Below are 23,703 nucleotides of genomic sequence, written 5' to 3'. Positions count from 1 at the left end.
GATGAGCGAGAACATCGCCATCATCCCGGCGCGCGGCGGATCGAAGCGGATCCCGCGCAAGAATATCAGGGCCTTCGCGGGCAAGCCGATGATCGGCTACGCGATCGAGGCGGCGCTGGCCTGCGAAGCAATCGGGCGCGTCGTGGTCACCACCGACGATGACGAGATCGCCGCGATTGCTGAGGACTTCGGCGCCGAAGTCCCGTTCCGCCGCCCGGCTGAGCTAGCCGACGACATCACGCCGACTGTCCCGGTGATCCAGCACGCAATCCAGGCCTGCCGCACGCGCGGGTTCGCATTCGAGTATGCCTGCTGCATCTATCCCGGCGTGCCGTTCATCCGCACCGAGGACCTTGCCGAGGCGCTCGCGCTGCTGATCGAACACGGCGGCGAGGGATACACCTTCCCGGTCACCGGCTTCCCCTCCCCGATCCAGCGCGCGTTGAAACGCGATGCGAGCGGGGGCGTGGCTCCGTTCGATCCGAGCCATGTGAACACCCGCACGCAGGATCTCGAACCGGCCTATTTCGATGCCGGCCAATTCTACTGGGGCCGCGCCGAGACCTGGCTGAGCGGGGCCAACATCCACGCCAATGGCCGCGCCATCGTGCTGCCCGAATGGCGCGTGGTCGATATCGACACGCCCGAGGACTGGGACCGCGCCGAGGCGCTACACCGCGCCATCAACGCAGCAGGATAATCTGATGCGGATTGCCATCCGGGTCGATGCTTCGGCGCAGATCGGCACCGGGCATGTTCGCCGCTCGCTTGCGTTGGCCGAAGCGTTGCGGTCGCTGGGCGGCGACGTGCGCTTCGTCACTCGCTCGCTCGGCGTCGACAGCGTCGGAATGATGGCAGGCGCGGGCTTCGATCACACCAGTCTGCTCGGCCCGCCGGGCAACGTCTTCACCCCCGACCGCGACGTGCCGCATTCGGACTGGGCGCAGGTCGATTGCACCCGCGATGTGGGTGAAACGGTCGAGGCGCTGCGCGCCTTCGCGCCCGACTGGGTCGTGCTCGACAGTTACGCCTTCGACGCGAAGTGGCACGAAGGGGTGCGCGCGGGGCTAGGTTGCCAAATCGCGCAGATCGACGACCTCGCCGACCGCACACTCGCGTGCGACCTGTTGATCGACCACACCTATGCGCCCGATCATCGCGCCAGATACGCCGCCGTCTTGCCGCGCTCGGCGCGGCTGCTGGGCGGTCCTCGCTATGCCCTGCTAGGCCCCGCCTATGCCGATGCGCCGCGCTACGAATTCCACGACGACGTGCGCTCGATCGGGATGTTCTTGGGCGGGGTCGATGCGGGCGGGCATTCGCTCGGCGTGCTCGATGCGCTCGACGCGATCGGCTTCGAGGGTGCGGTCGAAGTGGTCGCGACCACGGCCAATCCGCATCTCGGCGACTTGCGCGAACGGATCGCCGGGCGCGCCGACACCAAGCTATCGCTCGACCTGCCCAATCTCGCCGCGTTCTTCGCCCGGCACGACCTGCAAGTCGGCGCGGGCGGCGGGGCGAGCTGGGAGCGCTGCTGCATCGGCGTGCCGACCCTGCTGGTGGTGGTCGCGCCCAACCAGCTATCGGTCGCGCCGCTGCTGGCCGAAGCAGGGATCGCCGCCTTCGCGCCCGACCCCGCGCCCGAAGCGCTCGCCGGCCATATCGTCACGCTGATCGACGATGCCGCGCGCCGCCGGGCGCTTGCCGAAAAGTCGCGCGAACTTGTCGACGGGCTTGGCGCGACCCGCGCCGCGCTTGGCATCCTCGCAAGCAGCCTCACCGTCCGCCCCGCAACGCAAGCCGACGCGCGCATGATGTTCGACTGGCGCGGCGATCCGGCCACCCGCGCTGTCTCGCTCGATTCCGACGAGCTCGTGTGGGACGATCACGTCGCATGGCTCTCCCGCGTGCTCGACGACCCGTCGCGGAACTTGTTCGTCGGCGCAATCGGCGGGCGACCCGTTGGAGTGATCCGGTTCGATTTCTCGACCGACGCCCGCGCTGAAGTGTCGCTCTACCTCGATCCGGCGCTGCACGGGCTTGGCCTCGGCCCGCACCTGCTGCTGGCAGGCGAAGCAGCCGCCAACCCGGCAATCGTCGATGCGACGGTGCTTGAGGGCAACCGCGCCTCGCAGCGGCTGTTCGAAAGGTGCGGCTACACCAGGACCGGCCCGACCGCTTACGAAAAGCACCGCTTGCCCAGCCCAGAGGCCACGCTGTAAAGGCCTGCGCATCATGCAGATCAATGGACGCCCGATAGGCCTCGACGCCCGCCCCTATCTGATCGCCGAGATGAGCGGGAACCACAATCACTCGCTCGACCGCGCGCTGGAGATCGTCGACGCGGCGGCGGAGAGCGGCGCGGATGCGATCAAGCTGCAGACCTACACCGCCGACACGATCACGCTCGATTGCGACGGGCCGGGCTTCGTCATCGAGGACGAAAACTCGCTCTGGAATGGGCGGCGGCTGCACGAACTCTACGACGAGGCGCACACGCCGTGGGACTGGCACGGCCCGATCATCGAGCGCGCGCGGAAACACGGCATCGACTGCTTCTCCTCGCCCTTCGACGACAGCGCAGTCGACTTTCTCGAACGCCTTGACGTCCCTGCCTACAAGATCGCCAGCTTCGAAAGCATCGACCTGCCGCTGATCCGCAAGGTCGCTGCGACCGGCAAGCCGATGATCATCTCGACCGGCATGGCGAGCGTGGTCGAGATCGGCGAAGCGATCCGCGCTGCGCAGGAAGCAGGCAACGAACAGCTCTGCATCCTCAAATGCACCAGCACTTATCCGGCGACGCCGGAGAACACCAACATTCGCACCATCGCCAACATGCGCGACACGTTCGGGGTGGAAGTCGGCCTGTCGGACCACACGATGGGCACCGGCGTCGCGGTCGGCGCGGTGGCGCTGGGCGCGGTGCTGATCGAGAAGCACTTCACCCTGCGCCGCGCCGATGGCGGCGTGGACAGCGCCTTCAGCCTCGAACCCGCAGAATTCCAGGCCTTGCGCGACGAGACCGAGCGCGCGTGGCAGGCCTTGGGTCAGGTCACCTATGGCGGAACCATGGCCGAGGAAGGCTCGCGCCAGTTCCGCCGCTCGCTTTATGTTGCGCAGGACATGGCCGAGGGCGACGTCTTCACCGAGACGAACCTGCGCTCGGTCCGTCCCGGCTTCGGCCTCCCGCCGCGGCATTACGACGTGCTGCTCGGCAAGCGCGTGAACCGCGCATGCCCCAAGGGCACCCCGGTCAGCTGGGATCTGATCGCCTGAGGCGTTGATGGCGTATAAAGTCCTCATCATCGGCTGCGGAGCCATTGCGGGCGGTTACGATGCCGAGCGCTCCCCTGACGACTGGCCGCTGAGCCATGCCGGGGCGATTGCGCGGGATGAACGGTTTGAGCTGGTCGCTTGCGTCGACCCGGTGATAGGGACGCGAAAGCGATTTGCAGAACGTTGGAATGCGTCAGTAGCCGAAGCCTCGCTTGAGGGGCTCTCAGCAAAACCTGGTGACTTCGACTTGATCGTCATAGCCTCTCCCACCCAGCACCATGCCGAACATCTCGAATGGGCGCTTACCATGGAGCCACGAGCGGTCTTCTGCGAAAAGCCGCTCGCCGAGAACGCGCAATCAGCACGCAAACTGGCGCTCGATTATCAAACTGCAAAAACCCCGCTTGCCGTGAATTTTACCCGCCGATGGGCACCAGACCTCAACAGACTCGTCGAAGAGATCGAAAATGAAGACTGGGGAGAACTTATTGGCGCAGTCGGCACCTATACAAAGGGCGCCGTGCATAACGGCTCTCACATGGTCGACCTCATGGAGATGTTTGTCGGCCCAGTCCGGCTTCACAGCGCTGGGCCAGCGTTACTTGATTGTTGGGATGACGATCCGTCAGTTTCGGCCATTCTCACCGCCAATGATATGGGCCAGCCGCTGCACCTGGTTAGCGGCGATGCTCAAGCGGTGACCCAGTTTGAGCTGGTGTTGAATTATGATCTAGGTGAGATCGCAATGCGCGATGGCGGGATGCGGATCGAAATACGACGAGTAGAGGAAAATCCGCATTTCAAGGGTTATCGCCAACTAGGTGCGCCCGAAAGCATCCCCGGTCGCTATTCAGAAGCCATGACCCTTGCCTATGAGAATCTTGCGAAAGTGATTGCCCGCAAAGCCTATCCAAAAGTGAGTGGCTCAAGTGCGGCAGAAACACAGGCCATTTGCGAAGAAATCCGCGCGGCCGGACTCCAATATCTCAGAAAGTACCAAGAATGACCGATCAACTCGCCCTTCACGGCGGCACCCCTGTCATCAGCCGCGAATTAGATGCGTTCAAATCGATGGGACGCGACGAAGAAGAAGCCGCGGCGCGCGTTGTGCGCTCGGGCGTGCTCTCGGCCTATATCGGCGCTCCGGGTGAGCTGTTCATGGGCGGCACCGAAGTGCGCGCGTTCGAGAAGAAGGCAGCGGAGTATTTCGGGGTCAAGCACGCGCTCGGCGTCAACAGCTGGACCAGCGGGCTGATTGCCGAAGTCGGCGCGATCGGAGTCGAGCCGGGGGACGAGATCATCACCTCGCCCTGGACCATGAGCGCGACGGCGATGGCGATCCTGCATTGGAACGCCATCCCCGTCTTCGCCGATATCGACCGGCAGAGCTTCAACCTCGATCCCGAAAGCGTGCGCGCCAATATCACCGCGCGCACCAAGGCGATCATGGCGGTCGATATCTTCGGGCAAACCGCCGACGTCGCCGCGCTGCGTGCGATTGCCGACGAGCACGGGCTCAAGCTGCTGGGCGATACCGCGCAGGCCCCGGGCGCGCTCAACGGCGGCAGCCACACCGGCACCGGCTACGATATCGGCGGCTTCAGCCTGAATTATCACAAGCACATCCACTGCGGCGAAGGCGGGATTCTCGTCACCAATGACGATGCGCTGGCCGAGCGGCTTGCGCTGATCCGCAACCATGCCGAAAGCGTGCTCAGACCCACGGATCGCAACCAGCTCGCCAACATGATCGGCTACAACTTCCGGATGGGCGAGATCGAGGCGGCGATTGCCAGCGTGCAGCTCGACAAGCTGGCCGAGCGGGTTGCCGACCGTCAGCGCGTGGCGGCGGAACTCAACGAAGGCTTGGCCGGGCTCGAAGGTCTGACCACGCCGAAGGTCGCCGAGGGCGCGACGCATGTCTACTACGTCTACGGCATGACCCTCGACACCGGGGCGCTCGGCGTGTCGCGTGCCAAGATCGTCGAAGCGCTCAAGGCCGAGGGCGTGCCCGCGCTGATGCCCGGCTACCAGAACATCCACCGGCTGCCGGTCTTCACCGAGCAGATCGCCTACGGAACCAAGGGCTTCCCCTGGACCCTGCGCGAGGACCGCAACTTCGCCTATGGCAGCGGCACTTGCCCGGTGGCGGAGGAGTTGCACGATGCGAGCTTCCTCGGGCTTGCGGTCTGCGTCCACCAGCTGCCGAGCGAGGACGTGGCCAAGATTGTCGAGGGCTTCCAGAGAGTCTGGGCCAATATGGACTCGCTGCGGGGCTGAGCGTGGCGGAGTTCCTCGAACTCTCCGGCGACAAGGTCACATTGCGACCGTTCGGTTCGGGCGACATCACCGATGCCTATCTCGGCTGGCTGAACGATCCCGAAGTCACGCGCTATTCCAACCAGCGGTTTCGGACGCACACGCGTGAAAGCTGCGAGGCCTATCTCGCGAGCTTTGCGGGCACGCGGAACCTGTTCGTCAACGTGCGCGAGCGGCAGGGCGGCAAGGCGATCGGCACCATGACCGCCTATCGCAACCTCGACCACGGCACGTGCGATGTCGGAATCATGATCGGCGAGCGCGACTATTGGGGCGGAGGATACGGGCAGGAGGCGTGGAACCTGCTGACCGGCTGGCTGATCGACGTTGCTGGCGCGCGTAAACTGACCGCTGGCTGCCTCGCCACCAATGGCGGGATGGTGAAGCTGATGGAGCGCTCCGGCATGGTCCCCGATGGCGTGCGCAAGGCCCAGGAACTGGTCGACGGCGAACCGGTCGACATCGTGCATTATGCCAAGTTCGCCGATTGATACCCTGCCCCGCCCGCTAGCCGTGGCAATGCACGATGCGGGCGCAGCAAACATGATCGCTGCGTGGGTAGCGGCGGCCAGCGCGCCGCCCGAGCGGGTGATCGCGGCGGGTCCGGCAGCGGCGATCTGGCGCGCGCGGTTCGGCGCGGACGTGGCGCTCAGCGACGATGCTGATGCGCTCGACGGGATGGCCTGCCTGCTCAGCGGCACTGGCTGGGCCAGCGACGTTGAGCACCGGGCGCGAGTTGCAGCGGCGCAGGTCGAGATCCACTCGGTCGCGGTGATCGATCACTGGGTGAACTACGCGATGCGCTTCGAACGCGATGGCGCGGTGGAACTGCCCGATTGCATCTGGGTCGGCGACGATGATGCAGTTGCTATTGCGCGCGTGGAGTTCCCCACCGTCACGGTCGAACAGCAACCCAACCACTACCTCGCCGAACAGGCCCACGCGGCCGGACCGGTTCCCGAGGATGGGGACGTGCTGTTCCTGCTCGAACCCGCGCGCAGCGACTGGGGCAAGGACAGGCCGGGCGAGTTCCAGGCGCTCGACTACCTGATGGAGCGGCGCAAGGCGGCAGGCATTCCAGCAAACACGCCGATCCGCCTCCGCCCGCACCCCTCCGATCCGGCCGGCAAGTTCGATCCTTGGATTGCCGAACATCCGGGCACCGCGCTCGACACCGCGCGCGCCATGGGCAGCGCCCTCGCTCAAGCGCGCTGGGTGGTGGGCATGAACTCCGCCGGACTGGTTGTCGCACTCGAGGCGGGCCGCACCGTCATCAGCGCGCTTCCGCCGCACGCCCCGCCCTGCGTCCTGCCGCAATCCGCCATCACAAGGCTCTGCGACATCTAGCCTTTCCCAAGGGATTGCGCCAAAGCGCGCGCTTCAAGGCGGGGGTCGATGCTTTTCTCAACCGGCACATTCTGGCTGTTCTTCCCGGTGGTGCTCGCGCTGCTGGCGGCGAACCGGCTGACGCTGCGCTCGGTCGCGGTGCAGAACGCACTGCTGCTGGCGGCGAGCTACGTGTTCTACGGCTGGTGGGACTGGCGGTTTCTCGGGTTGATCGTCGTTTCGACCCTGATCGACTATGTCGCCGCGCTGGGTATGGAGCGCAGCGGCGACAGCCCCGCGCGCAAACGCTGGCTGCATTTGTCGGTGTTCGCCAACCTCGCGATCCTGGGCTTCTTCAAGTATTTCGGGTTCTTCTCCGAGGAACTCAGGCGCGGACTGACGGCAGCGCAAATCGAAGCCAACTGGACCACGCTCGATATCATCCTGCCGGTCGGGATCTCGTTCTACACGCTGCAGACGCTGAGCTATTCGATCGACGTCTACTACAAGCGCGCTCCAGCCGAGCGGAACCTGCTGCGCTACGCCACCTATGTCGCGTTTTTCCCGCAACTGGTCGCCGGACCGATCGAGCGGGCAAAAAGCCTGATCCCGCAATTCGCGGTGCTTGCCGCGCCGACCTGGGTTTCGATCAATCAGGGCGTGCGGCTGATTATCGCGGGCCTGTTCCTGAAGGTCGTCATCGCCGACAATCTCGCGCCCTTCGTCGATCGCATCTGGACCGCGCATGCGACCTTGGGGGGCGGCGAATTGCTGCTCGGGATGCTGTATTTCTCGATCCAGATTTACGCCGATTTCGCGGGCTATTCCTCGATCGCCATAGGACTGGCCGCAATGATGGGCGTGCGTCTGTCGACCAATTTTGCGACACCGTTCCTGGCCAGTTCGATCAGCGCGCTGTGGCGTGGCTGGAACATCACGCTCACCCTGTTCTTCCGCGACTACGTCTATGCCGAATTGCGCACTACGAAGAGGGGGGGCAAGCGCACCGAAAGCCGCATCGCCTTTGCCAATATCGCGACCTTTTTCGTCAGCGGGCTGTGGCACGGGGCCAACTGGACCTTCATCGTCTGGGGCACCGCGCATGGCGTGCTGCTGGTGCTCGAACGGCGCTGGCGCGCGGCGGTGACCCTGGGCGAGAAGGCGTGGCTCAAGCTGTCGGGCTGGGTCTACACGTTCGGCCTGTTCGTGGTGCTGTCCGCGCTGTTCCGCAGCCCAGATTTCGGCACCGCGTGGACGATGTACGCGCGCTCGATCACCGAATTCGGCCTGCCGCAAGGCGAGCGGTTCGGGCTGCTGTTCGTCGCGCTCGCCTTCGCCATGGATGCGCTGTGGCGCGGGCAGACCCGGCTCGATTCCGGCCTGAGGCTTGCGTGGCTGGGCCGCGCGGGCAAGGAGATTGCCGAAACCCTGTTGTTCGCCGCCGCGCTGATCCTCGTCCTGGTCAACGCAGCTACCCGTCAGGAAGCCAGTGCCTTCATCTACTTCCAGTTCTGACGGCTCGGCGGCCAAACGCGCGCTGTTCGCGCTGGCGGGCGCATTCGCGCTGCTCAACGCGGCGGCGCTCGTGCTGTGGCAGGCGATCCCGCTCACCCCGGTCAGCACCGGACGCTATCTCGCGGCGGTCGACGATCACCTTGCCATGCTGGAGCGCAGCAAGGGGCAGGAAGGGCGCGTGATACTGATCGGCGGGTCGGGCGCGGCATTCTCGATCTCGGCGGAAGCGCTCGGCGAAGAACTCGGTCGCCCGGTCTTCAACGGCGGCATTCAGGCCGGGATCGGATTCCGCAACCTGATGGACCTCTACGCCCCGCATCTCGACCCGGAGAACGACCTGATCGTGCTGCTGCCCGAGCTCGAATTGCTGGCCGAAGACGCGCGCTATTCGGCGACGTGGTGCGATGTGGTCTACCTTCGCAAGGACCTGAAACGGCTGATCGGACAGCCGCGCTGCCTCCCCAACGTAATCCATCGCACCTACGAGGAAGTCCGTTATCACCTCACCGGCAACACTTCCGTCGACGCGGTCTATCGCCGTTCCGGCTTCAACGCGGTCGGCGACCTGACCTCGCACCTTGCGATCGACCGACCGCCGCCCGACTTCGGCGAATACCGCCTGCCCGACATCACCCCGCAAGAGCTCGACCGGTTCGAAACCTATGTGAAGGACGAGCTGATCGGGCGCGGGTTCGACGTGCTCTATGTCCCCGCCGCGATGCCCGAACCCGCGTGCCGCTGGCGCGAGGTGGACGCAATTGCCGCGCAGCTGAGCGCGCTCAGCACCGTCGATGCCGCTCCGCCCGAACTCGCGCGCTTCTGCCTGCCCGCCGAGCTGTTCTTCGACGGAGCGGGCCACCTCAACCGCGAAGGCCGCGTGATCCAGACCGCCAATGTGCGCAGCGTGCTGGAGCAGGCGGTTGCCGGTCCGGCGACAAACTGACAGAGCGCGCGGATGGCTCGATGGATTGGACTTGCCGCGTTGGTATGCGCCGCCTTCGGCTGGGGGCTCGCCGCCGGGGCGTACGATCTGTTCCCCTACCCGCAGCTGCGCGCGGCCAAGCAGGGGGTGTTCGGACCTGAGGAGCCGGGCGCACGCCCGTATTCCATGACCGAAATTCCGGTGATTTCGGCGGAGCGCTATGCGGCGCTCGAAACCCGGGCCGAGATCGTCATGGCGGGGGATTCGATCACCGCCAGCGGGCGCTGGGACGAACTGTTTCCCGAGGTCTCGATCGTCAATCGCGGCGTCAACGGCGATCTCGTCGGCGGTCTCGAGCGGCGCACCGATGCGATCCTGCGCGCCGAGCCGAAGGCGGTGTTCGTGATGATCGGGATCAACGATATCGCGGCGGGAAACACCAATGCGCAGATCGTCGAACGCTACCGCAGGATCGTCGATGCGCTGAAATCGGGCGGCGCGCAGGTGTTCGTGCAATCGGTGCTCCCCTGCCGCGATCATCCGCTCGGATCGTGCACTCGGGCGATGCGCGACCAGGCCTTCGCGCTCAACCGCGAGCTGGAATCGATGGCTGCGCAAAGCGAGGTCGGATATATCGATCTCGCCGCCAGCATGGCCGATACCAACGGGTTCCTCGCCCGTTACAGCCTCGATGGCGTGCATCCCGGCAGCGCGGGATTCGCGCATTGGCGGGGGTTGCTCGCCCCGTATATCGACGAAGTGCAACGCGACCGAGACTGATTTGCCACCCGCTGCGGGTCCTGGCGCTCTCGGCGAGCAACAGGTTTCGGGCAGCGCGAGGTGCCGCGAAGCCCCGGCATCGCTTTGATTATGTCTTGAATTTGTCGGACGCGTGGTGAAGGGCGCACAGGCGATCAAAGGTCCCGGATTTTCGATGAAGTATTGCAGCAATTGCCTCCAGCCGGACACGCGGCCCAACACGGTGTTCACACCGGAGGGAATCTGCCCTGCGTGCGATTACTGGGACCGGCTGCGCGATGTCGATTGGCAGGAGCGCTACGAGATCCTCGAAGACCTGCTGTCCAACTATCCGCGCCGACCGGGGCAGCACTGGGACTGCATCATCGGCGTGTCGGGCGGCAAGGATTCGACCCGGCAGGCGCTGTGGGTGCGCGACAAGCTGGGCCTGCGCCCGCTGCTGGTGACGCTGACCTATCCGCCCGAACAAGTGACCGAGCGCGGCGTCGACAATGTCTCGACCCTGATCGAGCACGGTTTCGACCTCGTTATGTCCGCCCCGCGCCTGGCGTGTGGCAGAAGCTGATGCGCAGCGCCTTCGACCGCTTCACCAACTGGGCGAAATCGACCGAGCTCGCGCTGTTCAGCTCGGTCCCGCAACTGGCGATCCGCTACAATATCCCGCTGATCCTGTGGGGCGAGAATCCGGGCCTGCAGCTGGGCGATCTCAAGACGCTGGGCAAGACCGGGTACGACGGCAACAACCTGCGCAACATGAACACTTTGTCGGGCGCGGCGCTCGACTGGATGCTGGAAAGCGGTGTCGATCTCAACGAGGTGATCCCCTACCAGTACCCGACGCTCGACGAGTTCGACCGGCACCAGTTGCAGATCGTCTATCTTGGCTGGTTCCTCGGCGACTGGTCGCTGACCAATAACGGCATGTATTCCGCCGCCAACGGGCTGAGAATCCGCGAGGATGCGGTCGAGAACACCGGGGACCTGAGAGGCGTGACCTCGCTCGACGAGGACTGGGTGACGCTCAACCAGATGATCAAGTACTACAAGTTCGGGTTCGGGCGTGTGACCGATTACTGCAACGAGGAAATCCGCCACGGCAACATGAAGCGCGAAGACGGGATTGCGCTGGTCGAAGCCTATGATGACAGCTGCTCGCCCGAATATATCGCGCAATTCTGCGACTATATCGGGATCGACACCGAGCAGTTCTGGAACCAGGTCCATTCCTCGGTGAACCGCGACCTGTTCACGGTCCACAACGATGGCCGGATCGAGCGCAAGTTCGCAGTCGGGGTCGGGCTGTAATGCCGCGGCGCACGATCGGCATCGTCGATTACGGCGTGGGCAATCAGGCCTCGGTCTGGCGCGCGCTGCACCAGCTCGGCTATCGCTGCCGCGTGTCGAGCGATCCGGCCAAGCTCGACGAGACCGATATCCTCTTCCTGCCCGGCGTCGGTTCGTTCCCGGCGGCGATGGAACAGCTGCATGCGCACGATCTGGTCGGCTATCTCAAGCAGGCGGCGCATGGCGGCAAGCCGTTCGTCGGCCTGTGTCTCGGCATGCAGCTGCTGGCCGAACGCTCGCACGAACACGGCCTCACCGCCGGGCTGGGGCTGATCCCGGGCGAAGTCGTGCCGTTCGACGGCGGCGGCTGGCATATCGGCTGGAACGCGATCGAGCGGATCGGCGATGATCCGCTGTTCGCCGCCTGCGACGGCATGGCGATGTACTTCAACCACAGCTTCATCTTCCGCGCGCCGCGCGAATACCAGGTCTATGCCGCGCGCACCGACGCGGTGTTCCCGGTCGGCGTGCGGCGCGGCAACCTTGTCGGCATGCAGTTCCACCCGGAAAAGAGCCAGGAGGCGGGGCGCGCTCTGCTACGCTCGCTGGTCGAGGGCCTGTGCCGATGATCAAGAAACGCCTTGTCGGAGTGGTCACCGTGCGCGGCGGATGGGCGGTCCAATCGTTCGGCTATGGCCGCTACCTGCCGCTTGGCCGGCCCGAAGTGCTGGTGCAGAACCTCGATCGCTGGGGCGCGGACGAGATCCTGCTGCAATGCATCGATCGGAGTAGCTCGGGCGAAGGACCGGATTTCGCGCTGCTCGACCGGGTGGCGACGCTCGGGATCGCCACGCCGCTGATCTATGCCGGCGGGGTGACGAGCGCGGACCAGGCGCGCGAAGCGGTGAATATCGGCGCCGACCGGATCGCGGTCGACGCGCTGCTGCACGACGATCTCGGCGAGGTCGTGAAGATGGGCTACCAGCTCGGCGCGCAGGCCGTGATCGCCTCGCTGCCGCTGGGCGTCGGTGACGACGGCGCGGTATTGTGGCGCGATTATCGCACCGGCAAGGACGCCGATCTGCCAGGCGATGTCGTTGCGGCGCTCAATGACGGGACGATCTCCGAAGCGATGCTGATCGACCACCGCCACGAAGGGCATCCCGGCGCGTTCGATCCCGCGATTCTCGATTGCGGGCTCGCCAGCGAAGTTCCGTTGATCGCGTTCGGCGGCATCTCCGAGGTGCAGGCGATGGCATCGCTGCTCAAGCATTCGCAGGTCGCCGCGGTCGCAGTCGGCAATTTCCTCAGCTATCGCGAACACGCGGTGCAGGCTTACAAAGAGGCGCTGTTCGAAGTCCCGGTCCGCCCCGCGCAATATCACCGGACGGTGTATTCATGAGCGCCGCAGAAAACCCGCAAACCTGCCGGCGGTGCCTCTATTCGACCGGCCACGCGCTCGGCCTCGTGATCGATGACGAAGGCATCTGCTCGGGCTGCCGCATTCACGAGGAGAAGGACCAGCTCGATTTCGACGAGCGGTTCGATCGGCTGAAAGCACTGGTCGAGCCCTATCGTTCCAAAAGCGGGCGCAATTACGATTGCATCATCCCCGTCACCGGCGCGCACGATTCGCATTTTATCGTGCACGTCGCGAAGGAGCGGCTGGGCCTCAACCCGCTGCTGGTGACCTACAACAAGTATTTCAACACGCCGCTGGGCATCCGCAATCTCGCCAACCTGCGGATCAAGTTCGACTGCGACATCCTGGTCCAGAACGTGAACCCGGTGTCGGTCAAGAACATCACCCGCACAACCCTGCGCATGTTCGGCAGCGCCTACTGGCCGTGCCTTGCCGGGCAGACGGTTTTCCCGGTGCAGACAGCGGTGCGCTACGAGGTGCCACTGATAATCTGGGGCGCGCATCAGGGGCTCGAACAGGTCGGCATGTTCAGCCACGAGCACGAAGTCGAGATGACCCGCCGCTATCGCCGCGATCACGATCTGATGGGGCACGAGGCGGACGATATCCTCTCGATCTTCGATACGCTGGGCGAAGAGGATGTGTGGCAATACCGCTATCCCGACGATGCCGACCTGTCGCGGGTCGGGGTGCGCGGGATCTATCTCGGCAATTACGTTCGCTGGGATCCAAAAGCGCAGCACGAACAGATGGTCGAGAGCCACGGCTATCAGGGCGCGCGCTTCGCCCGGACCTTCGACACTTACGACTATGTCGACTGCTACAACTACATGGACCTGCACGATCACCTGAAGCTGGTGAAACACGGCTATTCCAAGGTGACCGACCACGCCTGCCGCGAAATCCGCCATGGGCGGCTGACCCGCGAGGCGGCGCAGGCGCTGGTGGCGCATTACGAAGAGCAGCCGCTGCAGCATCTCGAGCTGTTCGAACAATGGCTCGGGGTCGAGCGCGGCGGGCTCGAGTTCATCGTCAACCAGCACCGCAACCCGGTCATCTGGGAAGAGGTGCAGCCCAATCGTTTCCGACGTCGGAACGTCGCCGAAGCGGACGAAGCAGCGGTGAAAGCTGCCGAAGAAGCGCTCGGTTTTGCAGCGCATGCCCCGCTCAACCGCGACCGCGAGCACGGCTACATCACCATCGGCAAGGGCTACCCACTGTGAGCGAGCGGACCGCCAAGGTCGTCTGGCTCGAGGAGCCCGGGAAGCTCGCGCTGCGCGAGGAAAGCCTCGCCGCGCCCGGCCCGCACGACCTCGTGTGCGAAACCATCGTCAGTGCAATCTCGCCTGGCACTGAGCTGGCCGCATGGCGCGGCCTGCCGCCGCTGCGCCCGGGCGTCGCCTATCCGCGGCTGCAGGGATACTGCAACGTCGCGCGCGTGATCGAGGTGGGCGAGCAGGTCGAAGGCCACGCTGTCGGCGACCGGGTTCTCAGTTTCACCTCGCATCGCAGCCACCTCGTAATGCCGGCAAGCGATGCGCTCTACCGCCTGCCTGCCGAGGCCGACGCCGACAGAGTGGTCGCAGCCTATCTGTTCCACCTCGGCTACAACGCGGTGCTGCGCAGCAATGTGCGGGCAGGAAGCCGGGTGTTGGTGCAGGGGCTCGGCGTGCTCGGACTGACCTCGGTGGCGATGGCCGCGCTGGCCGGAGCCGAAGTCTGGGCGGTGTCCGGGCACGCAAGCTCCGCCGCAATCGCCAAAGGCTATGCCGCGCGCGGCGTGTTTGCCCGCGACGAAGAGGAAGAACTCAAAGCCGCGCTCGCCTTCGGTGCCGACGTGGTGGTCTCCACCACCAATGGCTGGAGTGATTTCGCCATGGCGCTGCGGCTTGCGGGGCAGAACGGGGTCATCGCGACGCTCGGCTTTCCGGGGCGCGGCGAACCGGCACCAGACTTCAACCCGCTGGCGAGCGAGCATTTCTACATGAAGCAGCTGCGGATCGAGGCGGTCGGCTGGTCGCCCGAGCACGACGACAGCCGCGGTTTCAACCGCTTCAACGAACGCGCCAACATCGCCTTCATCGCGCGCGCGATCATGGATGGGCGGCTCGATCCCGCGCCGATCCTGTCGGGTCGCTATCGCGGCGAGGATATCGCGCAGGCCTATGCCGATCTCGATGCGCGCAAGGACGATGCCCTGACCTACCTGCTGGAATGGTCGGAATGATCCACGCGGCGGTGATCGGGTGCGGACGCATGGGCGCGTTCACCAGCGACGGCGTACGCCAATACGCGCCCCGTGCGTGGTTCCCGCTCGCGCATGCCGAAGCGATCGTCGCGGCTGAAGGCGTCTCGCTCGAAGCTTTGGTCGACCCCGATCCCGACCGGCTGTCCGAAGCGGCGAAGCTCTATGGCGCAGGCCGGACCTATGCCGATCATACAGCGATGCTCGCCGAGGGCGCGCCCGATCTGGTCGGTATCGCCACCCGCACGCTGGGCCGAGCCGCGATCATCGCCGATTGCGCTGCAGCGGGGACGCGCGCGCTCCACATCGAAAAGCCGATCTGCAATTCAATGGCGGAACTCGACGACCTCGAAGCGCTGTTCGCGCGCGACGACGTGTTTGCGACGCTCGGCGCGGTGCGGCGACATTTCGCGATCTACGGCGAGGCGATCCGGCGGGCGTCCGATGGCACGATCGGCAATCTGTTCGAGGCCCGGGTCGACATGGGCCAGGGCGCGCTGCTGTGGACCCACCCGCACTCGGTCGACCTGCTGCTGCTGGCGGCAGGAGAGCGCGAGCTCGTTTCGGTCAGCGCACGGCTCGGCGAGGTCGGGCGCGACGGGGCAGTGATCCGCAACGACCCGGTGGTGCTGCAGGCCACGCTGGAATTCGACGACGGCTTCGTCGGCCAATTCGCGCGCGGGTTCGGCACCGATTTCACGCTTTCCGGCTCGCTCGGCAGCGTCGCGGTGCTCAATGACGGGCATGCGCTGTGGCAATCGGGCGGTGGTGAAGCGGGCGACAATCCCTATCCCGAGCCGCAGCGCCAGGAGTTCGACGCCGGTGACGTGCCGCAGGGCGCGCTGGCTCCGATCCTGCAACTTGTGGCGTGCCTGAATGGGAACGAGACCGCGAGGGCCGCCAATTCCGCGCTGAAACGCGATATCCTCCGCGGCCAGAAGGCGCTGTTCGCGATGGTGCAATCGCATCTCGAAGGCGGGCGGGCGGTTTCCCTGAACGATATCGACCCGGCGATGGTGATCGAGGGCCGCACCGGCCAGTTCTACGCCTAGGTTGTGAAGACGACGGATACCTGACCATGAGCGCCCCCGCATCCCCCGCCGAAACGAATCCGGAGCGCCCGCGCATCCTCGCTTTCGCGCGCGGCTACCAGGCGGAGTTCTTCCCCGAACTGGTCGACGATCGTTACGAAGCGGTGTTCGTCACCATGACCGAGGCCGAAGCGCAGCAGGTCCGGGCCAAGGGGCAGGACGTGGTCGCCTGCTTCGAGCGCGATTTCGACACGATCGAGCCCGCCGATGTGCCCGAGCACTACCTGATCACCTCGTTCATGTCCGAACGCTTTCTCGGACGCTACGATCAGGCGACCCGGCTCACCATCCTCGGCAAGGAAATCGCCTTTTGGCGCGACCTGATCGCGCGGTTCCAGCCGGCGGCCGTGCTCAACGAACTGGTCGCGATCGAGATTTCCGAAGTGCTGCTGATCGAAGCGCGCGCGGCGGGGATTCCCTACCTCGCGGGCATGAACTGCGTGGTCGAGGACTGGTTCTACTGGCTGCCCGATCCGATGACGATTTCGGGCGGGACCTTCGACCTGCCCGAGCCGAGCGAGGCGTCGCTGGCGCTGGCCGATGCCTATCTCGCCGAGCTGAAGCAGAAGGATTACCGCCCCTTCTACGTCAAGAATCTCGCCGGTCGGCGCGCGGCGAAACCGCTGCTGGCAGGGCTCGCCAAGTCCGCGCTCTGGCGCTGGCGCGACTGGCGCTCTGCGGACCCGGCACGGGCCGCATCGTTCCGCTACGAGACCTACACCGAGGAATATTCCAAGCGCGGACAGGTCTTCGCCGCCAGCTTCCGGCACGCATACGACCAGCTCGAGGACATTCCCGAAAGCTACGAAATCGTCTTCTACCCGCTGCACCAGGAACCCGAGGCGACGCTCAATTACATGAGCGAATTCAACGCCAACCAGGTCGCGACGATCGAGAACATCATGAAGTGCCTCGGCCCGCACCAGGTGCTGGTGGTCAAGGAGCACCCGGTCGACAAGGGCGCGCTGCTGCGGCCCAAGTTCCGTGTGCTGCGCGAAAGCTATTCGGCGCTGCGGTTCCTGCCCGCCGAAGTGCACGGGCGCGAGGTGCTGTCGCGCTGCGAGCGGGTGGTCACCCTTACCAGCACGGTCGGCTGGGAAGCGGCGCTGATCGGCAAGAGCGTGTGCGTGATGGGCGAGATATTCTACGATCGGCTGCCGGGGATCCGTCGGATCGAGACCTGGCCGCAACTGCGCGAGGCGCTACGCACACCGATCGAGGCGATGGAGCGGGTCGAGCCGGAGACCGCCCGCCGATTTGTGGCGGCGATGGTCGAAAATTCCTTCCCCGGAAACCCGTTTCCCTATCCCGAGCTTTATTCGCGCACGAATATCCAGCGGGTGCGCAACGCGGTCGCGATCGGCGCCGGAATTGTGCCAGCCGAACCGGTCGGCTAAAGCGCGCGGCATTATGGGAACCACCGCGCGATGAAACGCCTGCTACTGTCCTGGTGGATGGTCGAGCCGAGCATCCGGCGCACGATCCGGTGGTCGACCTGGTGGCACACGCGCGTGCCGGGCATCGGGCGCTATGTCGCGATGCTGCTCGATCGCAGCCTGCTGACGCGCTTTTCGCTCGACGTCACGTCCTACCGGATCAAGGTGCGCCAGCTGAAGATTTCGCACCCGGCGGGAATTCTGTTGGGCGGCAACGGGATCGTATCCGACGGGCGCGTCGCGGTGATGGCCGGGGTCAAGTTCGTCGGCCCCGCTCCCGACGATCCGGATTATCTCGCGCGTCACGCGACCGGCGACGTCTTCCGGCTGGGCGACAATGTCATTATCGGGGCCAACAGCGTGGTCGTCGGCCCGGTCGAGATATGCGACAACGTCGTAATCGGCGCGATGTCGCTGGTGAACCGGTCGATCACCGAACCCGGCACCTATGTCGGCATTCCTGCGAAGCGCATCAACGCCGAGGTGCCGAACGATGCGTGGGTGGCGGGTTGAAACGAGGATTTGAGTGATGGCGACGGCTTACCTGCGTGACACGGTCGGTTTCCTGCGCTGGCGACTGGTGCCCGTGCGCATGCTCGGCAAGCTGAAGAGCGTGCTGGCAGGCCCCGCGCCAACGCCCGAAGCGGCGCTCACGCTCGACCGCGGGCGGGCGCAGGCAGTAGAGCGTGACGGCTACACGATGGCTGCACCGGTCGATCCGGACGCGGTGGCACAGATCAGGGAAATCTATCTGCCGCGCGGCGAACAGGTCGTCCCCCGTGAAGGCGGCCATCCGTTCGAAAACATCATGCGCGCCGAGGATTTCACCGCCGACAACCCGGTGTTCCGCCTCGCCTTTTCCGACGCGATCCTGGGCGCAGCCGAAGCCTATTTCGGCGGGCGGTTCCTGTTCGACAGCATGCAGGTGCTGCATTCCTTCCCGACCGAGGGCGAATTGCGCGCCAGCCAGTTCTGGCACCGCGATTACGGCGACAGCAAGTCGCTGCATTTCGTCATGTATGTGAACGACGTGCTCGACGACGAGGGCGGCCCGTTCGTGTTCATCGACAAGGCGACCAGCCGCACAGTCAAGCGCTCGCCGTTCATCCGGCGCCTGACCGACGCGCAGATCGCCGCCGAGATCGGGCACGACCGGTTCGAGACGTTCTACGGCAAGTCGGGCGAGGCGGTGCTGGTCGATCCGGCGGTCTGCTATCATTTCGGCAGCCGCTGCAAGACGCCGCGTACGGCGGTGTTCATCACCTTCAACACCAACACCCCTATACCGGGATGATGGAGCCGCTGTCGGGCAATCGCAGGCAGGCCGCAGCGGAAGCGCGCAAGGTGCGTCCCGACCTGCCCGGCGCTTATATCGACACGGTGCTGGGGATTTGACGCTGCAACGCGGCGCCGGACCCATTAACGCGAAGAATCCATGAATTCACGCCTCGCCTTCGTGGTGATCGGCCTCGCCATCAATTTCCTCGTCCTCGGGCGCGGCGTGCTGTTGATGCTGGTGCTCGACTATAACGGGCTGGGCCTCGTTGCGCTGGTGCAGGCCTACATCCTGTTCGGCGGGCTGCTGCATTTCGGCCTGCTCAACGGCGGCTACCGGCTGCTGTGCAACGCGGGCCCCCGGCACCGGCAGCGCATCATCGATCTCGCCTACACCGCGTTCGCTTCGCTCGCCGCGATCTTCGTCGCGCTCGCGCTGGTCTATGCCAGCCAGCTCGACACCGGAGAGTATCGCGCCGTGGCCGGGATGACCGCGCTCGGCGCGCTGGCGACGCTGTTGCGGGCATGGACGATGAACGAGATGGTTGCCGCCGGAAGGTTGAAGGCAGCCAACCTCACCAACGCGGTGTCGATCGGTGTCTCGCTCGGCCTGCTCGCGCTGCTGCCGCTGGCGCCGACGCTGGTTGCGGTCGGATCGATCGTCGCGCAGCCGGTGGTGTTCGTTGTCGTCGCGCTCGCATCGGGTGCGGTGCTGCGACCAAGCAGGCTGCGCATGCCGAAGCGGTTGGTCAAAGTGATCTTCCGGACCGGGTTCGTGCTGTTCCTCACCGGGATCGCGATCCAGTTCAACAGCCTGCTCGAACGCAGCTACGTCTCGAACGAGCTGGGACTTGAACCGCTCGGTCGGCTGTATCTCGCGTTCCTGTTCCTCAACCTGTTCCAGATGGTGCCGACACTGCTCGAACAGGTGTTCCTGCCGAGCATCGTCAAGGCTCACAAGGCGGGTGAGGAGAGCGCAGTGCGCGCCGAAATGGTCAACCTGATAATGCTGGTGGTCGGCTATTGCGCGCTTGCGGCGCTCGCCCTGTGGCTGATCGCGCCGCCGCTGCTGGAGCTAGTGCTGCCCAAATACGTGCCGGACCTGCGCTGGGTCTATCTGCTCGCGCCGGGCCTGATCGTGTTCACCCTGTCGGCCCCGTTCGCGCTGATGTTCAACGTCATCATCGACTATCGCTGGTACGTGATCGGCTACGGCGCGAGCGTGGTTGCCACCGTGATCGCTTTTGCAGCCGCGCTGCTTTCCGGGCAGGCCTTCAGCCTCGACAGAGTGGTGATGCTGCGCAGCGGCATTTACGCGCTGATGGCAGTCCTGCTGGTGGCCGGGTGGTGGCGCCTGAGCCGCAACCATCGCGGGTTTCGCCCGCTTGCTGGCAGCCGGAACAGCGTGTAGGCGCGCAACCGCACCACCAACGGCGAGCCCATGCTGCATTTCCGCATTCGCGATTTCCTTTCGATCCTGTTCTACCGGCTGATCGGCGGCTTCTTCGCAAGCATGGGACGCGGGGTGCGGATCGTGCGGCCGCTGCGGATTTTCGGCGCGAGATACTGCCATTTCGGCGACGAGGCGGTGCTGCAGTTCGGGGCCTATATCGCCGCGCTCAACGAGCATGACGAGCCGCCCGTCTTCAAGGTCGGGGCGCGCACCATGATCGGCAACCACGCGCATATCGTCGTCACCCGCAAGGTCGAGTTCGGTGAGAGCGTACTGACGGCGGACCGGCTGTTCGTCGCCGACAATCGCCATACGTTCGAGGATCCCGCGATTCCAATCCGCGATCAGGGCCTGACCCAGCTTGCGGAAGTCCGGATCGGCGACGGCAGCTGGATCGGCGAGAACGTCTGCATTTCGGGCGCGTCGATCGGACGGCACTGCGTCATCGCGGCCAACAGCGTCGTCACCCGCGACATCCCCGACCTGTGCGTCGCCGCTGGAGCGCCGGCGCGGATCGTCAAGCGCTATTGCGAGAGCCGCAAGGGATGGTATCGCACCGATCCGGAAGGAGAATTCAGCGAATGAACGGCTCTGCGGCACATGCCCGCCCGCCGGTGCGCAAGGCCGGACAGATCACCAATCCCGTGCTGCGCGAGCGGCTGCGGCAGCTCGCGCTGTTTGCAGCGATGCTGATTTCGGGCGGCATCCTCTCGATCCCGCGCGAACCGCTGATCGTGATGGTGCTCGTCCTGTGCTTCATGCTGAACAATCCGCTGCGCCTGCTCCGCGCCGAATTCCTGCTTGTCTGGCTGTTGCTGTTCGCGACCGGCGCGATGGCGCTGGTCGGGGGCGAGAGCTTCCAGCTGCTGCCAATGACCATTCGCTATGCGAACTTCATTGCGGGGCTGGCGCTGCTGCTGGTGTATGTCGGCGAAAGCCGGACGACGCTCGCGAACGACCTGTTCCCGATACTCAAACTGATGGCGTTTCAGGCGATCCTGACCCCGTTCGCCTACCTATTCGCGAGCGGGCTGTTCACCACCTTCCAGGTCTACGACACGACCTATCACACGCTCTTGTACGTCTTCACCTATCACGAACTGGTCGACACCGGATCGATCCTCAAGCGCCCCGACGGATTCTTCTTCGAACCCGGCGTGTTCCAGATCTACCTCAACATGCTGCTGTTCATCGGCCTGTTCGTCCGCAAGCAGAGGCTGTTCGATATCGTGCTGGCCGCGCTGGCGGTGGTGGCGACCCAGTCGACTACCGGGGTCGTCATCATGATGCTGCAGTTCGCGGTGGCCTATTTCCAGTGGCTCAAGACCGCCAGCCGGCGGCAGAAGGTCGGGGTGTTCGTGTTCGTGCCGATCCTGCTGCTGCCGCTTGCCGCGTACATGAGCTTCAACCTGTCGCAGAAATTCTACGGCGCGCTGAGCGGTTCCGCCGAGGCGCGCGAATACGATCTGCGTACCGGGATCAGCGTGGCGCTCGAGCACCCGGTGACCGGGATCGGATTCGACTACCAGAAGTATTTCGATGTGTCGGCCCGGGTCGGCTATCGTGAAGCCAACCTGTCGCGCGACAACATCACGGAACGCGGCAACACCAACGGGATCGTGGTGCTGCTGTTCAGCGTCGGCATTCCGCTGTCGCTGATCTTCCTTCTCGGCATCGTGTTCCAGCGGATGTTCCGCCCGCGGCTGCTGTTCGCGGCGCTGATCCTGCTGTCGCTGATAGCCGAATCGCTGTTTTTCACGCCGATCGTGCTGATGATCGCATTCAGCGGATTGCTGATCCAGCCGCGACGCATCGCGCGGCTGCTTAGGCGCAGACCCGCGACCGCTCCGGTCCGGCCGCAGAGCGCCTGACGGATCGGAGCCACAACGCGTGTCGCGCATCCTGTTCATCGGTATCAACTATTTCGCCTACGCGAAGGAAATCTGCGCCGCGCTCGAGCGGCTGGGCCACGCGGTCGATTATCATCCGATCGAAAATGCCGGGTTCGCCAGCAAGACGGCCAAGAAATTCGCCGGTGGCGCCTATGCCCGCAGGCTCGCGGCCTATCACGACCGGGTGATCGCGGAGAGCGCGGGCAAGGGTTACGACACGATCCTGTTCATCCAGTGTCACCATATGCAGCATGCGGCGCTGGAGCGTTTGCGCGCGCTACATCCGCAGGCGCGCTTCGTGCTGTACAACTGGGATTCGCTCGGCACCCACGATTACCGCCCATGGCTCGACCATTTCGATCACGCCGCGACTTTCGATCCGGCCGATGCCGAGGCGCTGGGCATCGGATATCTGCCGCTGTTCGCGATTCCGCGCTTCTTCGCAATCGACCATGCGCGACCAATGGCGCAGGACCTCTATTTCGTCGGGGCGATCGGAACCCTGCACCGCTTCGAGGCGCTTGAGCGGCTGCATGCCTTTTGCGAAGCGAACGGGCTGACCACGCGGTTTCATCTCAAATGCTCGCCGGTGATGCAATTAACCCTGCTCAGGGAACGCAAGTCGCTGCCCGGCGTGACCGGAAAGAGCCTGAGCTTCGATCAGATCGTCGACATGCTGGAGGCATCGCGCGGGACCTTCGATTTCGCCAATCACAGGCAGTCCGGCTATACGATGCGGCTGATCGAGAACATGTGCGCGGGCCGCAAGATCGTGACCGAGAACCCGCGCATCCTCGACGAGCCTTTCTATCGCGACGATCGCTTCCTGCTGGTCGACGGGCATGACTTTTCGCAGGTGCCGGAATTCCTCGCCCGCCCGATTACGTCCGAGCTCGACGTCCACGCCTTCAGCATCGACAGCTGGGCGCGGCAACTGGTCGAGCGGGAAAAGGTGACAGCCGCATGAGCGAAGAGACCAGGGGGCTGCGGCAATTCGTCGCCCGGCGCGTGCAGTGGCTGCGCTGGTATCGCTACAAGCTGGCGGGCTATGACATCCACCCCAGCTGCGAGCTCGAACGCGGGCTTAACCTCGACCGCTATTTCCCGCAGGGAATCCATGTCGGGGCGCACACGATCCTGACCAGCCGGGTGACGATCCTCAGCCACAAGCTGATCCCGCGCAAGAGCCTGGGACGCTACGATGGCGAGAAGTGCCACACCCACATCGGCGAATGGTGTGTCATCGGGATCGGCGCGGTGATCATGGGCGGCGTGAGAATCGGCGACGAATGCGTGGTCGGGTCGGGCGCGGTGGTGACGAAGGACGTCCCCTCGGGCACGATCGTCGCGGGCAATCCGGCGCGAGTGGTGCGCGAAGGGATCGAGATGGAAGGTATCCATCTCTAGTCGTTCGCAGTCGCAACACGATGCGGATTGTCAGGTCCGCCGCCCGAGTGTAGGGCCGCGCGCGGACCGGGAACGAT

The 23,703-nt window shown here is 64.9% G+C and carries 25 protein-coding genes; all 25 read left to right on the top strand.

What is annotated here, in order from left to right; translation table 11 throughout:
- Nucleotide 1: 1 nt before the first annotated feature.
- The 25 genes from pseF to KDC96_RS16630 all read left to right on the top strand — a co-directional run bounded on the left by pseF (nt 2) and on the right by KDC96_RS16630 (nt 23,626).
- Nucleotides 2–700, top strand: coding sequence for a pseudaminic acid cytidylyltransferase (pseF, locus tag KDC96_RS13420; RefSeq protein WP_212448899.1), 699 nt, complete (start codon nt 2–4; stop codon nt 698–700).
- Between the two features lie 4 nt (nt 701–704).
- The gene (gene pseG / locus KDC96_RS13415) at nt 705–2,222 is read left to right on the top strand and encodes a UDP-2,4-diacetamido-2,4,6-trideoxy-beta-L-altropyranose hydrolase (RefSeq protein WP_212448898.1); all 1,518 of its coding nucleotides are present in this window, start codon (nt 705–707) and stop codon (nt 2,220–2,222) included.
- 13 nt (nt 2,223–2,235) lie between these two features.
- Nucleotides 2,236–3,279: a pseudaminic acid synthase gene (pseI, locus tag KDC96_RS13410; RefSeq protein WP_212448897.1), complete on the top strand. Its 1,044-nt coding sequence runs from the start codon at nt 2,236–2,238 to the stop codon at nt 3,277–3,279.
- A 7-nt stretch (nt 3,280–3,286) separates the two neighbouring features.
- Nucleotides 3,287–4,285, top strand: a complete 999-nt coding sequence (locus KDC96_RS13405; RefSeq protein WP_212448896.1) for a Gfo/Idh/MocA family protein — start codon at nt 3,287–3,289, stop codon at nt 4,283–4,285.
- Nucleotides 4,282–5,559, top strand: coding sequence for a DegT/DnrJ/EryC1/StrS aminotransferase family protein (locus KDC96_RS13400; RefSeq protein ID WP_212448895.1), 1,278 nt, complete (start codon nt 4,282–4,284; stop codon nt 5,557–5,559). The genes KDC96_RS13405 and KDC96_RS13400 overlap by 4 nt, the downstream gene beginning before the upstream one ends.
- 2 nt (nt 5,560–5,561) lie before the next feature.
- Nucleotides 5,562–6,089, top strand: a complete 528-nt coding sequence (locus KDC96_RS13395; RefSeq protein ID WP_212448894.1) for a GNAT family N-acetyltransferase — start codon at nt 5,562–5,564, stop codon at nt 6,087–6,089.
- Nucleotides 6,070–6,945 carry a hypothetical protein gene (locus KDC96_RS13390; RefSeq protein WP_212448893.1) on the top strand — a complete coding sequence of 292 codons (876 nt, stop codon included), beginning with the start codon at nt 6,070–6,072 and terminating at the stop codon, nt 6,943–6,945. The genes KDC96_RS13395 and KDC96_RS13390 overlap by 20 nt, the downstream gene beginning before the upstream one ends.
- Before the next feature lie 48 nt (nt 6,946–6,993).
- Complete coding sequence (locus KDC96_RS13385; protein ID WP_212448892.1) at nt 6,994–8,439, top strand: MBOAT family protein; 1,446 nt, start codon at nt 6,994–6,996, stop codon at nt 8,437–8,439.
- Nucleotides 8,414–9,382 (top strand): hypothetical protein, encoded by a 969-nt coding sequence (locus KDC96_RS13380; protein WP_212448891.1) that lies wholly within the window; start codon nt 8,414–8,416, stop codon nt 9,380–9,382. Before KDC96_RS13385 ends, KDC96_RS13380 begins: the two co-directional genes overlap by 26 nt.
- A 12-nt stretch (nt 9,383–9,394) precedes the next feature.
- On the top strand, nt 9,395–10,141 hold the full coding sequence (locus KDC96_RS13375) for a GDSL-type esterase/lipase family protein (protein WP_212448890.1): 747 nt from the start codon (nt 9,395–9,397) through the stop codon (nt 10,139–10,141).
- 112 nt (nt 10,142–10,253) lie between these two features.
- The gene (locus KDC96_RS13370) at nt 10,254–10,685 is read left to right on the top strand and encodes a hypothetical protein (protein ID WP_212448889.1); all 432 of its coding nucleotides are present in this window, start codon (nt 10,254–10,256) and stop codon (nt 10,683–10,685) included.
- A complete protein-coding gene (locus KDC96_RS13365; RefSeq protein WP_212448888.1) occupies nt 10,685–11,425 on the top strand; it encodes a hypothetical protein in 741 nt (246 codons plus the stop codon). Before KDC96_RS13370 ends, KDC96_RS13365 begins: the two co-directional genes overlap by 1 nt.
- On the top strand, nt 11,425–12,033 hold the full coding sequence (hisH, locus tag KDC96_RS13360; RefSeq protein WP_212448887.1) for an imidazole glycerol phosphate synthase subunit HisH: 609 nt from the start codon (nt 11,425–11,427) through the stop codon (nt 12,031–12,033). The genes KDC96_RS13365 and hisH overlap by 1 nt, the downstream gene beginning before the upstream one ends.
- On the top strand, nt 12,030–12,806 hold the full coding sequence (locus tag KDC96_RS13355) for a HisA/HisF-related TIM barrel protein (protein ID WP_212448886.1): 777 nt from the start codon (nt 12,030–12,032) through the stop codon (nt 12,804–12,806). The genes hisH and KDC96_RS13355 overlap by 4 nt, the downstream gene beginning before the upstream one ends.
- Entirely contained in the window at nt 12,803–14,050 is a 1,248-nt protein-coding gene (locus KDC96_RS13350; RefSeq protein WP_212448885.1) for an N-acetyl sugar amidotransferase, read from the top strand. Before KDC96_RS13355 ends, KDC96_RS13350 begins: the two co-directional genes overlap by 4 nt.
- Entirely contained in the window at nt 14,047–15,054 is a 1,008-nt protein-coding gene (locus KDC96_RS13345) for a zinc-binding alcohol dehydrogenase (protein ID WP_212448884.1), read from the top strand. Before KDC96_RS13350 ends, KDC96_RS13345 begins: the two co-directional genes overlap by 4 nt.
- Nucleotides 15,051–16,124 carry a Gfo/Idh/MocA family protein gene (locus KDC96_RS13340; RefSeq protein WP_212448883.1) on the top strand — a complete coding sequence of 358 codons (1,074 nt, stop codon included), beginning with the start codon at nt 15,051–15,053 and terminating at the stop codon, nt 16,122–16,124. The genes KDC96_RS13345 and KDC96_RS13340 overlap by 4 nt, the downstream gene beginning before the upstream one ends.
- A gap of 26 nt (nt 16,125–16,150) precedes the next feature.
- The gene (locus KDC96_RS13335) at nt 16,151–17,560 is read left to right on the top strand and encodes a hypothetical protein (RefSeq protein ID WP_212448882.1); all 1,410 of its coding nucleotides are present in this window, start codon (nt 16,151–16,153) and stop codon (nt 17,558–17,560) included.
- A 30-nt stretch (nt 17,561–17,590) separates the two neighbouring features.
- The gene (locus tag KDC96_RS13330) at nt 17,591–18,112 is read left to right on the top strand and encodes a DapH/DapD/GlmU-related protein (protein WP_212448881.1); all 522 of its coding nucleotides are present in this window, start codon (nt 17,591–17,593) and stop codon (nt 18,110–18,112) included.
- 16 nt (nt 18,113–18,128) lie between these two features.
- The gene (locus KDC96_RS13325) at nt 18,129–18,893 is read left to right on the top strand and encodes a hypothetical protein (RefSeq protein ID WP_212448880.1); all 765 of its coding nucleotides are present in this window, start codon (nt 18,129–18,131) and stop codon (nt 18,891–18,893) included.
- 141 nt (nt 18,894–19,034) lie between these two features.
- A complete protein-coding gene (locus tag KDC96_RS13320) occupies nt 19,035–20,285 on the top strand; it encodes a lipopolysaccharide biosynthesis protein (RefSeq protein WP_212448879.1) in 1,251 nt (416 codons plus the stop codon).
- Between the two features lie 30 nt (nt 20,286–20,315).
- On the top strand, nt 20,316–20,912 hold the full coding sequence (locus KDC96_RS13315) for a DapH/DapD/GlmU-related protein (RefSeq protein WP_212448878.1): 597 nt from the start codon (nt 20,316–20,318) through the stop codon (nt 20,910–20,912).
- Entirely contained in the window at nt 20,909–22,198 is a 1,290-nt protein-coding gene (locus tag KDC96_RS13310; RefSeq protein ID WP_212448877.1) for an O-antigen ligase family protein, read from the top strand. The genes KDC96_RS13315 and KDC96_RS13310 overlap by 4 nt, the downstream gene beginning before the upstream one ends.
- Before the next feature lie 19 nt (nt 22,199–22,217).
- Nucleotides 22,218–23,186, top strand: a complete 969-nt coding sequence (locus tag KDC96_RS13305; protein ID WP_212448876.1) for a hypothetical protein — start codon at nt 22,218–22,220, stop codon at nt 23,184–23,186.
- Entirely contained in the window at nt 23,183–23,626 is a 444-nt protein-coding gene (locus KDC96_RS16630; protein WP_212448875.1) for a DapH/DapD/GlmU-related protein, read from the top strand. Before KDC96_RS13305 ends, KDC96_RS16630 begins: the two co-directional genes overlap by 4 nt.
- The last annotated feature ends 77 nt before the right edge of the window (nt 23,627–23,703 follow it).

The sequence above is a fragment of the Erythrobacter sp. JK5 genome (genome assembly GCF_018205975.1).
Taxonomy (GTDB): Bacteria; Pseudomonadota; Alphaproteobacteria; order Sphingomonadales; family Sphingomonadaceae; genus Erythrobacter.
Note: the sequence above shows the minus strand (reverse complement) of the source record. Positions and strands in the feature narration are given on the sequence as shown.

Excerpts from the sequence above, each read along its gene's own strand:
- pseF (WP_212448899.1), top strand. The coding sequence starts at position 2 with ATGAGCGAGAACATCGCCATCATCCCGGCGCGCGGCGGATCGAAGCGG.
- pseG (WP_212448898.1), top strand. The coding sequence starts at position 705 with ATGCGGATTGCCATCCGGGTCGATGCTTCGGCGCAGATCGGCACCGGG.
- pseI (WP_212448897.1), top strand. The coding sequence starts at position 2,236 with ATGCAGATCAATGGACGCCCGATAGGCCTCGACGCCCGCCCCTATCTG.
- KDC96_RS13405 (WP_212448896.1), top strand. The coding sequence starts at position 3,287 with ATGGCGTATAAAGTCCTCATCATCGGCTGCGGAGCCATTGCGGGCGGT.
- KDC96_RS13400 (WP_212448895.1), top strand. The coding sequence starts at position 4,282 with ATGACCGATCAACTCGCCCTTCACGGCGGCACCCCTGTCATCAGCCGC.
- KDC96_RS13390 (WP_212448893.1), top strand. The coding sequence starts at position 6,070 with ATGCCAAGTTCGCCGATTGATACCCTGCCCCGCCCGCTAGCCGTGGCA.
- KDC96_RS13385 (WP_212448892.1), top strand. The coding sequence starts at position 6,994 with ATGCTTTTCTCAACCGGCACATTCTGGCTGTTCTTCCCGGTGGTGCTC.
- KDC96_RS13375 (WP_212448890.1), top strand. The coding sequence starts at position 9,395 with ATGGCTCGATGGATTGGACTTGCCGCGTTGGTATGCGCCGCCTTCGGC.
- KDC96_RS13365 (WP_212448888.1), top strand. The coding sequence starts at position 10,685 with ATGCGCAGCGCCTTCGACCGCTTCACCAACTGGGCGAAATCGACCGAG.
- hisH (WP_212448887.1), top strand. The coding sequence starts at position 11,425 with ATGCCGCGGCGCACGATCGGCATCGTCGATTACGGCGTGGGCAATCAG.
- KDC96_RS13355 (WP_212448886.1), top strand. The coding sequence starts at position 12,030 with ATGATCAAGAAACGCCTTGTCGGAGTGGTCACCGTGCGCGGCGGATGG.
- KDC96_RS13350 (WP_212448885.1), top strand. The coding sequence starts at position 12,803 with ATGAGCGCCGCAGAAAACCCGCAAACCTGCCGGCGGTGCCTCTATTCG.
- KDC96_RS13340 (WP_212448883.1), top strand. The coding sequence starts at position 15,051 with ATGATCCACGCGGCGGTGATCGGGTGCGGACGCATGGGCGCGTTCACC.
- KDC96_RS13335 (WP_212448882.1), top strand. The coding sequence starts at position 16,151 with ATGAGCGCCCCCGCATCCCCCGCCGAAACGAATCCGGAGCGCCCGCGC.
- KDC96_RS13330 (WP_212448881.1), top strand. The coding sequence starts at position 17,591 with ATGAAACGCCTGCTACTGTCCTGGTGGATGGTCGAGCCGAGCATCCGG.
- KDC96_RS13325 (WP_212448880.1), top strand. The coding sequence starts at position 18,129 with ATGGCGACGGCTTACCTGCGTGACACGGTCGGTTTCCTGCGCTGGCGA.
- KDC96_RS13320 (WP_212448879.1), top strand. The coding sequence starts at position 19,035 with ATGAATTCACGCCTCGCCTTCGTGGTGATCGGCCTCGCCATCAATTTC.
- KDC96_RS13315 (WP_212448878.1), top strand. The coding sequence starts at position 20,316 with ATGCTGCATTTCCGCATTCGCGATTTCCTTTCGATCCTGTTCTACCGG.
- KDC96_RS13310 (WP_212448877.1), top strand. The coding sequence starts at position 20,909 with ATGAACGGCTCTGCGGCACATGCCCGCCCGCCGGTGCGCAAGGCCGGA.
- KDC96_RS16630 (WP_212448875.1), top strand. The coding sequence starts at position 23,183 with ATGAGCGAAGAGACCAGGGGGCTGCGGCAATTCGTCGCCCGGCGCGTG.